Here is a 14,442-nt window from a genome sequence, read left to right as displayed (position 1 = left end):
CTCCAGTTATTTGCATAGTGATAGAACAAGTCAGATGGCGTGCTGTGGAAGGATGCGGCTCCCGATTGGCTGAAAAGGAGCGGCATGAGACGAGGAATCATCAGAACGGCCTTCGGGGTGCTGAAGCGCCGACCGGCGCTCCTGTGCCTCCCGGCGATGAACATCGCCGCGCTCGCCGCGGTCCTGACGGCCGCTTGGCTACTGCCCCTGAGCGGCGTCCGCGACCGGGCGCTGGACGGCCAGGAGCCGACGACGGCCCAGACGGCCGAACTCTTCGCGCTGCTGGCCCTGCTGTCCTGCGTGGGCACCTACTTCACCGCGGCCCTGCTCCACTCCGTGCACGCCCTGCTGGACGACGACCGGCCCACGATCCGCACCTCCCTGCGCGCGATGCTCCGCCGCCTGCCGACGCTCGCCTGCTGGAGCGTGCTCGGCAACACGGTCGGGGCACTGCTGCGGATCGCCGAGTCGACGGTCGGCGTCTCCTGGCTCTTCGACCTGGCCGGCCTGTCCTGGTCGCTGCTGACCTACTTCGCCCTCCCCGTCCTCGTCGCCGAACGCTCCGGCCTCCTCGCGGCCCTACGCCGCTCGCTGACCCTCGGACGCCAGGAACTGGGCGCCCAGGTCGCCGGATTCGCGCGGGTGTTCCTGACGACCGTGCTCGTGGCGTTCGTGGGCGTGGCGACGCTGATCCTCGCGGTCGAGACGGACGACGTCGCGGTCATGCTCGCGGCGGCGGGCGGCGTGATCGTCGTCTGGCTCCTGACGGGCATCGCGTCGTCCACCCTGTCCGGCATCTACCGCATGTCGCTCTACCACCGCGCGGCGGCGACGCCTCTCCGGCCTTTCCCGCCCTTCCGGTCCTCCCGGTCGGCGCTACCGGCGGCCCAGGTGGGTTTCTGGCCGTGAGGGGGAGGGCGTAGCCGGCGCGAATCTCCCTTCAGGTGGCGGCGCGATCCAGATCCTCGATGGCCGAGACGATGAGCGCCCGGGCGCTGGGACCGTAGACCGCCATGCGGGCGAGTCCCGCGAAGGCCTTTACGTACAGGGCTACTTCGCTGGGCTGCTGGACGGTCGCCCGGGCCGACAGCAGCTCCACGGACACCAGCTCGTCGTCGTACACATGGAACGTTTCCATGGGCCAGACCCGCCGTGTCTCTGCCGCGAACGGGATGACCCCCAGGGAGACGGAGGGTAGGGAGCCGACGGAAAGCAAGTGGCCGAGCTGGCCCGCCATGGTTTCCGCATCACCTATCCGGTACCGGAGTACGGACTCCTCGACGAGCAGGGCGAACCGGTGATCTCCTTCGTGGAGAACTCGCGACCGTGCCAGACGGGCCGTGACGGCGTCGTCCACATCATCAAGGCCGACCGGCGCGAGGCGCACGCGTCGTAGCGGGCCCCGCCGGGGCGGTCGCGCCGCGCCGCCCCGCGCCCTCATAGGTCCGTTCCCTACGATGGCGCGGTGACCAGTGACACCGCGACGCACCCCCGGCAGGGCCGAACGACGGACGAGCAGCCACTCCCGTGGCAGCGCAGACTCCGCCGGTTCGGCTATCAGGGGGTGGCGCAGCCGGATGTGCGGGAGCGGCTCGTGCCCGCGTTTCCCGAGCCCGGGACGCGGGTGTGGGAGGCGATGGGGGCCGGGCCGGGGGCGGCGCGGGTGCTCGCGCGGTCGATGGGGTGGGCCGGGCCGCTGGTCGTGGCGCTGTTCGCGGGGCTGATCCGGTTCTGGAATCTGGGCTCCCCCAACGCCGTCATATTCGACGAGACGTACTACGCCAAGGACGCCTGGGCCCTGCTCAAGCGCGGCTACGAGGTCGACTGGAACAGCGTCAAGGACGTCAACGACCAGATCATCGCCGGGCACGCCGCCGTCCCCGACGCCCCCGGGTACGTCGTGCACCCGCCCGTCGGCAAGTGGGTCATCGCCGTCGGCGAGTGGATGTTCGGGCTGAACCCCTTCGGCTGGCGGTTCATGGTCGCCGTGCTCGGCACGCTGTCGGTGCTGATGCTGTGCCGCATCGGGCGGCGGCTGTTCCGGTCGACGTTCCTGGGGTGCCTCGCCGGGGCGCTGCTCGCCGTCGACGGGCTGCACTTCGTGATGAGCCGCACGGCGCTGCTCGACACCGTGCTGATGTTCTTCGTCCTCGCCGCCTTCGGCTGTGTGCTCGTCGACCGGGACAAGGCGCGGGCCCGGCTCGCCGCCGCCCTGCCGGAGCGGGAGGACGGCACCGTCCTGCCCGACGCCGGGGTCGGCGACCGGCTGAAGCTGGGGTGGCGGCCCTGGCGGCTGACCGCCGGGGTGTTCCTCGGGCTGGCCTTCGCCACCAAATGGAACGGCGCCGTCTATCTCGCCGCGTTCGGCCTGATGATCGTGCTGTGGGACGTCGGCTCCCGCCGCCTCGCCGGCGCCCGGCGGCCCTGGCTGTCCACGCTGCGGCGCGACGTGCCCTGGGCGTTCCTGTCGACCGTGCCCGTGGCGATCGGTGTGTACATCGCCTCCTGGACCGGCTGGTTCACCCACAGCGGCACGTACAGCAAGACGGCCGGCTGGCAGCACAGCGGCTTCTTCCGGCACTGGGCCGAGAGCGACGGCGGCCAGAGCCCGGACGGCTTCCTCGCCGGGGTCCTCAACCCGCTGCGCAGCCTGTGGCACTACGAGCGGCAGGTGTGGGACTTCAACACCACCCTCTCGTCGCCGCACACCTACCAGTCCAACCCCTGGAGCTGGCTGGTCCAGTCCCGCCCGGTCTCGTACTTCTACGAGTCCCCCAAGCCCGGCAACGGCGGCTGCCCCATCGACACCACCGACAAGTGCGCCCGCGAGGTGCTCGCGCTGGGCACCCCGCTGCTGTGGTGGGCGGGCTGCTTCGCGGTCGTCTATCTGCTCTACCGGTGGGCACTGCGCCGCGACTGGCGGGCCGGCGCGGTGCTGTGCGGGCTCATGGCCGGATACCTCCCCTGGTTCATGTGGCAGGAACGGACGATCTTCGTCTTCTACGCGGTCGTCTTCGTGCCGTTCCTCTGCCTGGCGGTGGCCATGATGGTCGGGGCGATCCTCGGCCCGCCCGGCTCCACCGAACGGCGCCGCGCGCTGGGCGCCGTCGGCGCGGGCGTGCTCGTCCTGCTCATCGCCTGGAACTTCATCTACTTCTTCCCGATCTACACCGGCCAGGCCATCCCCATGGACGCCTGGCGCAACCGGATGTGGTTGGACACCTGGATCTGACGCCTGGGTCTGACACCTGGATCCGATTCCGGCCGGAATGCCTTTCCCCAGGTCCGTTTGACGCCCCGTCGGGTTCAAGCGGCTGTTTCCGGCCGTTTCACACCATGCGTCACCACCATCCCGTAGAGTGCCGTCCGAGGTTTTAATCAGGTGATTAAAACCAGGAGGGGGCAGGGGAACATGCGCACTGGTGCGAAGATCGGCATAGGCGTCGCCGCAGCGGCGGTCGTGGGGGCGGCCGGGCTGGGCGCCTACAACCTCGTCGACGCCGTCACAGGTGGCGGAGCGGGCGGACTGAGAGCGGAAGCCGCCCCGGCCCGCACCGGGCCGCCGACGTCCGACGAGACCGAGAAGACCGCGCGCGACTTCCTCGGCGCCTGGGCCGCCGGGGACACCGGCAAGGCCGTCGGCCTCACCGACAACGCCCAGGCGGCGACCACCGCCCTGACCGCCTTCCGGGACGCCGCGCACGTGCAGAAGGTGACGTTCAAGCAGGGCAAGGCCGTCGGCACGAAGGTGCCCTTCTCCGTCAGCGCCGAGGTCGTCCTCGACAAGCAGCGCACCACCTGGGCCTACGACTCCTCGCTCGACGTCGTCCGCGGCGCGGAGGGCGGCCGCGCCAAGGTCGGCTGGCAGCCGACCGTCGTCCACCCCGAGCTCACCGCCGGCCGGACGCTGCGCACCGGCGCCACCGAGGAGGCCAAGGTCGTCGCCGTCGGCCGGGGCGGCGTCGAGCTGGACCCCACCAAGGACCATCCGTCCCTGGCGTCCGTCCTGCCCGAGCTGCGCAAGAAGTACGGCGAGAAGGCGGGCGGCGAGCCCGCCGTCGCGGTCCGGCTCGAAGGACCCGCGGGCACGGCGCCCAAGAACCTCCACGTCGTCTCCGAGGGCAAGCCCGGCAAGCTGCGGACCACCATCGACGCGGGCCTCCAGCGCGCCGCCGAGGCCGCGGTGAACAGGTACAGCGACGCCTCCGTGGTCGCCGTGAAGGCGAGCACCGGTGAGATCCTCGCCGTCGCCAACTCCAAGAAGGGTGGCTTCAACGCCGCGCTGGGCGGTACGACCGCGCCCGGCTCCACGATGAAGATCGTGACGTCCGCGCTGCTGCTGGAGCAGGGCAAGGCCGCGCCCGCCAAGTCCGTGCCGTGCCCGAAGAACGCCACGTACGGCATGACCTTCCACAACGTCGAGAACAGCGAGAACCCCCGGGCCACCTTCGCCCAGGACTTCGCCGCCTCCTGCAACACCGCCTTCATCTCCTTCGCCGGGCAGCTCTCCGACGGCGCCCTCGCCGCCGAGGCCCGCGACGTCTTCGGGATCGGGCTGGACTGGAAGGCCGGCGTCGCGACGTTTGACGGCCGGGTGCCCACCGACAGCGGCGCGGGCAAGGCCGCCTCGCTCATCGGGCAGGGCCGGGTGCAGATGAGCCCCCTCAACATGGCGTCGATAGCGGCGACCGTCCGCGAGGGATCGTTCCACCAGCCGTACTTCGTGGACCCGTCCCTGGACGGCCGTCAACTCGCCAAGGCCGCCCGCCCGCTGGCCCCTGCCGCCGCCAACGACCTGCGCTCGATGATGCGGCTCACCGCCGTCTCCGGCACGGGCGCCAGGGCGATGGCCGGCCTCGGCGGCGAGATCGGCGCCAAGACGGGCTCGGCGGAGGTCGACGGCCAGTCCGCGCCCAACGGCTGGTTCGCCGCGTACCGCAACGACGTGGCGGCGGCCGCCGTCGTCCCGCAGGGCGGGCACGGCGGCGACTCGGCCGGCCCGGTCGTCGCGGCGGTGCTGCGCGAGGACCCCAGGCCCGGGGCCGACGTGACGGGGTGACGTGGCGGGACGGGGTGACGGTGTGACGGGCTGCCCGGGTGACGGAAACGACATCGCGGGCCCCCGGCGGCGCCGCTAGCGTCGGGTGTCATGAGCATTCCGTGCCGCATACCTGACCGCCGGGCCGGGAGTGGTGGCGCATGACGCCGCTCGTCGCCGTAGCCGTCCTCATCGCCGCCGTCACCCACGCCAGTTGGAACGCCATCGCCCACGGCATCAGGGACCAGCTCCTCGCCTTCACCCTCGTGGGCGGCGGCGGGGCGCTCTGCGGGGCGGCGCTGCTGCCGTTCGTACCGACGCCCGCCGCCGGGGCCTGGCCGTACCTGCTCGCCTCGGCCGTCCTCCACACGGTCTACCAGTTCCTGCTCATGCGGTCGTTCACCCTCGGCGACTTCGGCCAGATGTACCCGATCGCCCGGGGCACCGCCCCGCTGGCGGTCACCGGTCTCGCGGCGCTCTTCGCCCACGAGGTCGCCGACGGCCGTCAGCTCGCGGGCGTCGCCGTCGCCTCCGCCGGGCTGACCGGCCTCGCCCTGTGGGGCATCCGCGGCTCGGGCACCCGGCCCCGGTGGGCGGCGATCGGGGCGGCCGTCGCCACCGGGCTCGCCATCGCCGCGTACACGGTCGTCGACGGCCTGGGCGTACGGGCCTCGGGCTCGTCGCTCGGCTATATCTCCTGGCTGATGATCCTGGAGGGGCTGGTGATCCCCGCCTGGGCGGTGACCGCCCGGCGCGGCGCCCTGCTCGCCCAGATCCGCCCCTTCGCCGTACGCGGGCTGCTCGGCGGACTGCTGTCCGTCTTCGCGTACGGGCTGGTGCTGTGGGCGCAGACCCGGGCGCCCCTCGCCCCGGTCGCGGCGCTGCGCGAGTCGTCGATCATCGTGGGTGCGGCGATCGGCACGGTCGTGATGAAGGAACGGTTCGGGGCGCCGAGGATCGCGGCGGCGGGACTGATGGTCGTCGGGATCGGGCTGATGCTGCACACGGGCTGACGGCCCGTCCGGGCCATCGTGACGCGCCGCCGGGCGGGTGAGGTGCAAACACCACGGCAGCCCGTTCCGGTATCCCTGGCCCATGCGCAACCCCATCATCCGCAACAGCGTCGCGGCGGGAGTTCTCGCCGGCCTGGCCACGGCCGCCCCCGTGGCAGCCGCGCCCGTGGCCGCCGCCCCCGCCCCCCGGTCCACGGGCTCCATGACCATCGACCCCACCGCCACCCTCGCCCCCGACGGCACCCTCACCATGACGGGCACCTACCGCTGCACGGTCGTCGAGCACACCGGCACGGTCTACGTCGCCAGCAACGTCCTGCAGCACGCCCGCACCGAGGGCATCGGCGGCAGCAAGGCCGTCTGCGACGGCGCCCGGCACCGGTGGCGCAACTCGGCCCGCCCCCACGGGTCGCCGCTCCGCCCGGGCCCGGCGCGGGCGGACGGCACGCTGCTGCAGATCAGCCGCGACAGGGGCGGGATTCCGCTGCCGCGTTTCCTGGCGGTCGTCCCGGAGCGGGAGATCACGGTGGTGCCGGGCGCCGCCCGGGGCTGACGCCCGGGCTCCGGCGAGCTGCGAGGATGGGAGCGTGACTGGAACTCTCGTACTCGCAGGAACCCCCATCGGCGACGTCGCCGACGCGCCCCCGCGGCTGGCCGCCGAGCTCGGCGCCGCCGAGGTGATCGCCGCCGAGGACACCCGCCGGCTGCGCCGGCTGACCCAGGCGCTGGGGGTGCAGACCACCGGCCGGGTGGTCTCCTACTTCGAGGGCAACGAGTCCGCCCGGACGCCCGAGCTGGTCGAGGCCCTCGTGGGCGGGGCGCGGGTGCTGCTGGTCACCGACGCGGGAATGCCGTCCGTGTCCGACCCCGGCTACCGGCTCGTCGCGGCCGCCGTGGAGAAGGGCGTCAAGGTCACGGCCGTGCCGGGCCCCTCCGCGGTGCTCACCGCGCTGGCGGTCTCGGGCCTGCCCGTGGACCGGTTCTGCTTCGAGGGCTTCCTGCCCCGCAAGGCCGGCGAGCGGCTGGGCCGGCTGCGCGAGGTGGCCGGCGAACGCCGCACGCTCGTCTACTTCGAGGCCCCCCACCGCCTGGACGCCACGCTCGCCGCGATGGCCGAGGCCTTCGGCGCGGACCGCCGCGCCGCCGTGTGCCGGGAGCTGACGAAGACGTACGAGGAGGTCAAGCGCGGCCCCCTGGAGGAGCTGGCGGCCTGGGCGGCCGAGGGCGTCCGGGGCGAGATCACGATCGTCGTCGAAGGGGCCCCTGAGCGCGGGCCCGAGGCCCTGGACGCCGCCGAGCTCGTCCGGCGCGTACGCGTCCGGGAGGAAGCGGGCGAACGCCGCAAGGAGGCCATCGCGGCCGTGGCGGCGGAGACGGGCCTACCCAAGAGAGATGTGTTCGATGCGGTCGTAGCGGCAAAAAATGCCGCACAGCGGGATTGACAGTAAGGTAAAGGGCTAACCTGAAAAGCAAAGCCCTGGCATGGCAGCCAACGCTTTCGGGCATGGAGCCGCCAAGTTTGTCCCAATTCGTGGGTCAGGCTGCTGCGCCGTCGCCGGGATGGGCGTTCCCTTGTGGTGGGACGTCCGGTCCCGGAGAGACTTGTCCGACGGACAAGAGGAGCTGCCATGAGCGAGACCGCAGGAGCTTCGAACGGAGCCCAGCGCGCGACCCGCACGGTGACGGAACAGACCGCCGCCGCGTTCGAGCCGGCCCACGAGTCCTACTCCTTCGTCTGCATGCGATGCGGGAGCGGCTGGGAGCAGTCGTACGAGATAAGGCATCACGTGGACGCGAAGGGCCTGCCCTTCGTCACCTACTACGCGGACGGCAAGCGCGTGCCGTCTCCGCTGACCCGCCCGACCTGCGTCAACTGCGGTTCGCACACGGTGCGCATCATGCGGTCCGGGCAGGTGTCCGTGGTCGCCGACGCCCTGCATCTGGCCGAGCGCACGGCCGTCCCGGCGACCCTCCAGTCGGCCGCCGGACCGCTCCATGACGGTGGCACCCACGGCACCCACGAGCGCCGTGAGGGTCATCACTGGCACCTCTCCGATCTGCTGCGGCCCTTCCACCGGAAGTGAGCCCGGAAGTGAGCCCGACCGGGTGAGCCCGGCCGCGGGGGACCGCCCTCCCTAGAATCGCGGTCATGGCGGCAACAACATCGAACGACAGTACGAGCAACGGTCCGGTCGGCGGCGAGCGGAAGAAGAACGACAACAAGGACGTCCCCCCGCCGCTCCCGGCACCGTTGGCCGTGCCCGTCGCCGACTCGCACACCCACCTCGACATGCAAGGGGGCACGGTCGAAGACGCGCTGGCCAAGGCCGCTTCCGTCGGGGTCACCACGGTGATCCAGGTGGGCTGCGACCTGGCCGGGTCGCGCTGGGCGGCCGAGACGGCCGCCGCGCACGAGCCCGTCTGGGCCACGGTGGCACTCCACCCCAACGAGGCGCCCCGCATCGTCCTCGGCGACCCCGACGGCTGGTCGCGCCAGGGCACCCGCGAGCCCGGCGGCATGGCCGCCCTCGACACCGCGCTCGAAGAGATCGACCGGCTCGCCTCCCTGCCCCAGGTACGCGGGGTGGGGGAGACGGGACTGGACTACTTCCGTACCGGACCCGAGGGCATGGCCGCCCAGGAGTACTCCTTCCGGCGCCATATCGACATCGCCAAGCGGCAAGGCAAGGCCCTGGTCATCCATGACCGCGACGCCCACGACGACGTGCTGCGCGTCCTGGCCGAGGAGGGCGCTCCCGAGCGGGTGGTCTTCCACTGCTACTCCGGTGACGCCGACATGGCGAAGGTCTGCGCCGAGGCGGGCTACTACATGTCCTTCGCCGGCAACGTCACCTTCAAGAACGCCCAGCACCTGCGTGACGCCCTGGCCGTCGCCCCCCTCGACCTGATCCTCGTCGAGACCGACGCGCCCTTCCTGACCCCGGCCCCGTATCGCGGACGGCCCAACGCGCCCTACCTCATTCCGGTCACATTGCGCGCGATGGCCGAAGTGAAGGACATCGGCGAGGACGCCCTGGCCACGGCGGTAGCGGCCAATACCGCACGCGTCTTCGGATACTGACGCCGGTTTTCGCGACACCGTGTGACGATACGACTTTGGTGGGTGATGGTCGCTCCGCTACAGTCCCGGGCCTAGCCGGACCAGTGGAGTGTCGTGAGTCATGCACCGGGCAGCCCCCACGCTGCACCCCGCGCCGCGACGGGAACCCCGTCGTACGACCCGTACGCGCCCCGCGAGCCGTACGGGCCGCCGCCACCCGAGCCGTACGGATCGCTGTACGAGCCGTACGGGAACGATGGGAGCCATGGGAACCATGGGGCGTTCGCGCCCCTGGAGCCGTTCGAGGCGTACGAGCCCTACGACCCCTACCGGCCGTCGCATGACCCGCACGGTCCGGCCGATCCGCATACGTCCGATGCGCAGGAGCGGTACGGGACGTACGGCTCGTACGGGGCCCACGAGAGCTACGAGGCGTACGAGCCGTTCGGGCAACCCCAGCTCCCCCGGCAGGCGACCCCTCCGAGCGGCCGGGGCTCCGGGGGCCACGGTCCCGGGTCCCCCGGAGGGTCCGGCGCCCATGGCGGGCCGGAGGCCCACAGTGGCCCCGGGGTCTACGGGGATCTCGGGATCTACGGAAACCCTGGCGCCTATGACGGCCCCGGGGGCCCTGGCGCCCCCGCCGGAGTCGCCGTGGCCGACAGCCTCCCCGTGGCGGGCCCGCCCGTGGCCGGGCTCGGCACGGACGTCGACGCCGGCCCCGGCGACCACGACGCCGGCCCTGGCCAGGGTCAAGGCCCCGGAGCCCAGGGCGGCCGGGCCGCCTCGCGGCGGGCGGCGGCCGCGGCCGGTGGCCGTAAGCGTTCGGCGCGCGGCGCCGCCTCCCGGCCCGGGGCCGGGGCCGGGGCCGGGGCGGAGGCGGGCGCCCAGCCCGTGCCCCAGTCCCCGCCCCGCACCCGTTCGGCGCCCCGCGAGCGGGGTGCCGACCCGCTGCGGCGGCTGCTGCCGCAGGCCCTCGTCGTGGCCTTCCTGGCCGGCGGGACGTCGGCCTTCATCGCCGGCGACAAGGCCGTCCAGCTCAGCGTCGACGGCAAGCCCCGCACCCTCCACACCTTCGCCGGCGACGTCGATGAGCTGCTGGCCGACGAGGGCATGGCCGTAGGCGAGCACGACATCGTCGCCCCCGGCCGCCACCACGACCTGGCCTCCGGCGACCGCGTCATCGTCCGCTACGGACGGCCCGTCTCCCTCACCCTCGACGGGGAGCGCCGCCAGGTGTGGACGACCGCCCGCACCGTCGACGGCGCCCTGCGCCAGCTCGGCGTCCGGGCCGAGGGCGCGTATCTGTCCGCGTCCCGCTCCGCGCCCATCGGGCGCAAGGGCCTGGACCTGGACGTCCGCACCGAACGCACCGTCACCTTCATGGCCGACGGGCGCGAACGCACCGTCCGCACCAACGCCGCGACCGTCCGCGAGGCCATCGAGCAGGCCGGCATCGGGCTGCGCGGCGAGGACACCACCTCCGTGGACCCCGAGAGCTTCCCCCGCGAGGGCCAGACGATCTCCGTCATGCGGATCTCCGCCGACGAGGAGACCAGGGAGGAGCCCATCGACTTCTCCACCGAGCGCCACGAGGACCCCTCGCTCTACAAGGGCACCGAGGTCGTCTCCCAGCGCGGCGAGAAGGGCGTCGAGCGCGTCACGTACTCCCTGCGGACCGTCAACGGCGTCAAGCAGAAGCCCAAGAAGATCCGCTCCGAGGTCGTCCGGCCGCCCCGCACCGAGGTGGTCAAGGTGGGGACCAAGGCCCGGCCCACCACCGTGCAGGGCGCGGAGGGGCTCAACTGGAACGGGCTCGCGCAGTGCGAGGCGGGCGGGCGGCCCGACGCCGTCGACCCGTCCGGCACCTACGGCGGGCTGTACCAGTTCGACACCCACACCTGGCAGTCCCTCGGCGGCGCCGGCCGCCCCCAGGACGCCCCGTCGGAGGAGCAGACCATGCGGGCCAAGAAGCTGTACGTCAGCCGGGGGGCGAGCCCGTGGCCCGTGTGCGGCCGTAAACTTCACGGGTGAGCTCCAGCCCCAGCACAGACGAGTCCGGCGAGTCCGGCGCCCTGCTCGGCCCGACCGACATCCGCGAACTGGCCGCCGCCCTCGGGGTCCGCCCCACCAAACAGCGCGGCCAGAACTTCGTGATCGACGCCAATACGGTCCGGCGGATCGTGCGGACCGCCGAGGTGCGGCCCGACGACGTCGTCGTCGAGGTCGGACCGGGCCTCGGGTCGCTGACCCTCGCCCTGCTGGAGGCCGCCGACCGGGTCACCGCGGTCGAGATCGACGACGTGCTCGCCGCGGCCCTGCCGGGCACCATCGCCGCCCGGCTGCCCGGCCGCGCCGACCGCTTCGCACTGGTGCACAGCGACGCCATGCACGTCCAGGAGCTGCCCGGCCCGGCGCCCACCGCGCTCGTGGCCAACCTGCCCTACAACGTCGCCGTGCCCGTGCTGCTGCACATGCTGGACCGGTTCCCCAGCATCGAGCGCACCCTGGTCATGGTCCAGGCCGAGGTCGCCGACCGGCTCGCCGCCAAGCCGGGCAACAAGGTCTACGGCGTCCCCTCCGTGAAGGCCAACTGGTACGCGGAGGTCAAGCGCGCCGGCTCCATCGGCCGCAACGTCTTCTGGCCCGCGCCGAACGTCGACTCCGGCCTCGTCTCGCTGGTCCGGCGCACCGAGCCGATCAAGACCACCGCCACCAAGGCCGAGGTCTTCGCCGTCGTCGACGCCGCCTTCGCCCAGCGCCGCAAGACGCTGCGCGCCGCGCTGGCGGGCTGGGCGGGCTCGGCGGCCGCCGCCGAGGCGGCGCTGGTCGCCGCCGGGGTCTCCCCGCAGGCCCGCGGCGAGGCGCTGACCGTGTACGAGTTCGCCGCCATCGCCGAGCAGAAGGGCGCCGCGCAGTGACCGTCTCCGTCACGGTTCGCGTCCCCGCGAAGGTCAACGTCCAGCTCGGCGTGGGCCCGCTGCGGCCCGACGGCTTCCACGACCTGGCGAACGTCTTCCTGGCGGTCGGGCTGTACGACGAGGTCACCGTCCGCCCCGCCGACGAGCTGCGCGTCACCTGTTCCGGCCCGGACGCCGCCCAGGTCCCCCTGGACCGCACCAACCTGGCCGCCCGGGCGGCGCTCGCCCTCGCGGCCCGCCACGGCCGGGACGCAGGTGTCCACATCCACATCGACAAGGACATCCCCGTCGCGGGCGGCATGGCCGGCGGCAGCGCGGACGGCGCGGGCGCCCTCCTCGCCTGCGACGCCCTGTGGGGCACCGGCGCCTCCCGCGAGGAGCTCCTGGAGATCTGCGCGGAGCTCGGCAGCGACGTGCCCTTCAGCCTCGTCGGCGGCGTGGCCCTCGGCCGCGGCCGAGGCGAGCTGCTGACGCCGCTGGAGGCGGGCGGCTCCTTCTCCTGGGTGTTCGCCGTCGCCGACGGCGGTCTGTCCACGCCCGCCGTCTACGCCGAGTGCGACCGGCTGCGCGGCACCACGCCCGTACCCGACCCGGAGCCGTCGGCCGCCCTGCTGGAAGCCCTGCGCACCGGCGACGCGGCGGCCCTGGCGGCCGCCGTGACCAACGACCTCCAGTCGGCCGCCGTCTCCCTGCGCCCGTCGCTCGCCGCGACGCTGGCGGCGGGCGAGGAGGCCGGGGCGCTGGCCGCCATGGTGTCCGGCTCCGGCCCCACGACGGCCTTCCTGACCGCCGACGCGGCCGGCGCGGAGAAGGTCGCGGACGCGCTCCGCTCCTCCGGCACGTGCCGCGCGGTACGGGTCGCGGCAGGTCCGGTGCCGGGGGCGACCGTGGTGGCGCGCGGGGCGTAGCGGGACGGCGGCGGCCGCCGCCCGGAGCGCGACCGTCGCCACCGTGGGCGGACCTGATACATGTCATGGACGTGAAGATCAGATACCGTCCCCGCCGCGGCCTCGCGGCGAGACTCGCCGCGCCCGTACTGGCGGCGGCGCTCATACCCACCCTGGTCACGGCCGCTCCCGCCGTGGCCGATCCCACGCCCGTCGCCGCGGACTGGAAAGTCCCCCGGCTCTCGGTGATGCCGCTGGGCGACTCCATCACCTGGGGCGTCGGCAGCTCCAAGGGCGACGGCTACCGCGTCGCCCTGCGCGACCGGCTGGCCGGGCACGCCGACGACCTGCGGTTCGTGGGCTCCGTACAGAGGAACGGCCAGGACAACGAGGGCCACTCCGGCTGGCAGATCGACGACCTCTCCGAGAACGTCGAGCAGTGGCTCGCCGCCGCCCGCCCCAATGTGGTCCTGCTGAACATCGGCACCAACGACATGGACCGGGACACGGACGCGCCGGGCGCGCCCGCCCGCCTGGGCCACTTGGTCGACCAGATCACCACCGCCGCCCCCGGCGTCACCGTCCTCGTCTCCTCCCTGGTGCCGCACAAGGACCACGGGTCCCAGCAGCGCGTCGACGCGTACAACGCCGCCATCCCGGGCCTGGTCGCCGAGCGCCGCGCGAAGGGCGCGAGCGTCGGCTACGTGTCCATGGGTGCGGTCACCGCCCCCGGCGACTTCTACGACCGGCTGCACCCCAACGACAGCGGCTTCGCGAAGATGACCGACGCCTTCTACCAGGGCGTGGCCAAGGCCGCCGCCGACGGCTGGATCCGCCAGGCCGTCGACGTGAAGCCCGCCCCGCCCCGGCCCGTACCCCGCGGCGACTACCGCGTCGACATCGACGGCGACGGCAAGGCCGACTACGTCGTCGTCGAACGCGACGGCACGGTCCGCGCCTGGCGCAACAGAGGCGGCGGCCGCGACGAATGGGACGACCTCGGGCGGATCGCCACCGGCGTCCCCGGGGCCTCCGGCCGTGACGTCCGGTTCGCGGACATCGACGGCGACGGCAAGGCCGACTACCTCGTCGTCGGCGCGGACGGCTCCCTGCGCGCCTGGCGGAACGACGGCGGCGGCCGCGACGCGTGGACCGCCCTCGGCCTGATCGCCACCGGCACCGGCGTGCCCGGCGCCGACGTCCGCCTCGCCGACCTCGACGGCGACCGCAAGGCCGACTACATCGCCCTCCAGTCCGACGGCTCCGTCCGCGCCTGGCACAACGGCGACGGGCGCGGCGGCTGGACCGGCCTCGGCACGATCGCCAAGGCCGACTACGTGGTCGTCGACGACGACAACGGCCTGCGCGCCTGGCGCAACGCCGGCGGCGACGGCCACGGCGGCTGGCCCGCCTACGGACGGATCGCCACGGGCCTCGGCAACGGCAGCAGCGGCCGTATCCGCATCTGACCCCGGGGCCCCGGGCCTGGGTCCGGGGCCCCGCTCCCGGCGTGGGATCCTGGGAG

The 14,442-nt window shown here is 73.3% G+C and carries 12 protein-coding genes and 1 pseudogene; 12 read left to right on the top strand and 1 reads right to left on the bottom strand.

Annotated elements, in window-relative coordinates; genetic code table 11:
• The first annotated feature begins 84 nt into the window (after positions 1-84).
• Positions 85-909 carry a DUF6159 family protein gene (locus tag RM609_RS06450; RefSeq protein WP_311608658.1) on the top strand — a complete coding sequence of 275 codons (825 nt, stop codon included), beginning with the start codon at positions 85-87 and terminating at the stop codon, positions 907-909.
• A 31-nt stretch (positions 910-940) separates the two neighbouring features.
• Here RM609_RS06450 and RM609_RS06445 read toward each other — a convergent pair.
• Positions 941-1,363, bottom strand: a pseudogene (locus RM609_RS06445) (Scr1 family TA system antitoxin-like transcriptional regulator); the annotation flags it as partial.
• A gap of 102 nt (positions 1,364-1,465) precedes the next feature.
• Between RM609_RS06445 and RM609_RS06440 the strand changes: the two are divergent.
• The 11 genes from RM609_RS06440 (at position 1,466) to RM609_RS06390 (ending at position 14,386) form a co-directional block, all read left to right on the top strand.
• Complete coding sequence (locus RM609_RS06440; protein WP_311608656.1) at positions 1,466-3,232, top strand: dolichyl-phosphate-mannose--protein mannosyltransferase; 1,767 nt, start codon at positions 1,466-1,468, stop codon at positions 3,230-3,232.
• 180 nt (positions 3,233-3,412) lie between these two features.
• Complete coding sequence (locus tag RM609_RS06435) at positions 3,413-5,059, top strand: penicillin-binding transpeptidase domain-containing protein (protein WP_311608652.1); 1,647 nt, start codon at positions 3,413-3,415, stop codon at positions 5,057-5,059.
• A gap of 140 nt (positions 5,060-5,199) precedes the next feature.
• Positions 5,200-6,051, top strand: a complete 852-nt coding sequence (locus tag RM609_RS06430) for an EamA family transporter (RefSeq protein ID WP_311608651.1) — start codon at positions 5,200-5,202, stop codon at positions 6,049-6,051.
• An 82-nt stretch (positions 6,052-6,133) separates the two neighbouring features.
• Positions 6,134-6,604 carry a DUF6299 family protein gene (locus RM609_RS06425; protein WP_311608650.1) on the top strand — a complete coding sequence of 157 codons (471 nt, stop codon included), beginning with the start codon at positions 6,134-6,136 and terminating at the stop codon, positions 6,602-6,604.
• A gap of 34 nt (positions 6,605-6,638) precedes the next feature.
• Complete coding sequence (gene rsmI / locus RM609_RS06420) at positions 6,639-7,493, top strand: 16S rRNA (cytidine(1402)-2'-O)-methyltransferase (protein ID WP_311608648.1); 855 nt, start codon at positions 6,639-6,641, stop codon at positions 7,491-7,493.
• 186 nt (positions 7,494-7,679) lie between these two features.
• Positions 7,680-8,135, top strand: a complete 456-nt coding sequence (locus RM609_RS06415; protein WP_311608645.1) for a hypothetical protein — start codon at positions 7,680-7,682, stop codon at positions 8,133-8,135.
• A gap of 65 nt (positions 8,136-8,200) precedes the next feature.
• Positions 8,201-9,133: a TatD family hydrolase gene (locus RM609_RS06410; RefSeq protein ID WP_311608643.1), complete on the top strand. Its 933-nt coding sequence runs from the start codon at positions 8,201-8,203 to the stop codon at positions 9,131-9,133.
• A gap of 567 nt (positions 9,134-9,700) precedes the next feature.
• Positions 9,701-11,143 (top strand): resuscitation-promoting factor, encoded by a 1,443-nt coding sequence (locus RM609_RS06405; RefSeq protein WP_438828399.1) that lies wholly within the window; start codon positions 9,701-9,703, stop codon positions 11,141-11,143.
• Positions 11,140-12,030, top strand: a complete 891-nt coding sequence (gene rsmA, locus RM609_RS06400) for a 16S rRNA (adenine(1518)-N(6)/adenine(1519)-N(6))-dimethyltransferase RsmA (protein ID WP_311608641.1) — start codon at positions 11,140-11,142, stop codon at positions 12,028-12,030. The genes RM609_RS06405 and rsmA overlap by 4 nt, the downstream gene beginning before the upstream one ends.
• Positions 12,027-12,938, top strand: coding sequence for a 4-(cytidine 5'-diphospho)-2-C-methyl-D-erythritol kinase (locus tag RM609_RS06395; protein ID WP_311608640.1), 912 nt, complete (start codon positions 12,027-12,029; stop codon positions 12,936-12,938). The genes rsmA and RM609_RS06395 overlap by 4 nt, the downstream gene beginning before the upstream one ends.
• Before the next feature lie 65 nt (positions 12,939-13,003).
• Positions 13,004-14,386, top strand: coding sequence for a GDSL-type esterase/lipase family protein (locus tag RM609_RS06390; RefSeq protein WP_311608638.1), 1,383 nt, complete (start codon positions 13,004-13,006; stop codon positions 14,384-14,386).
• Positions 14,387-14,442 lie beyond the last annotated feature (56 nt).

This window comes from Streptomyces hesseae (genome assembly GCF_031845785.1).
Lineage (GTDB): Bacteria > Actinomycetota > Actinomycetes > Streptomycetales > Streptomycetaceae > Streptomyces > Streptomyces hesseae.
The sequence above is the reverse complement of the archived record's forward strand: the minus strand, read 5'-3'. Positions and strand labels throughout refer to the sequence as shown.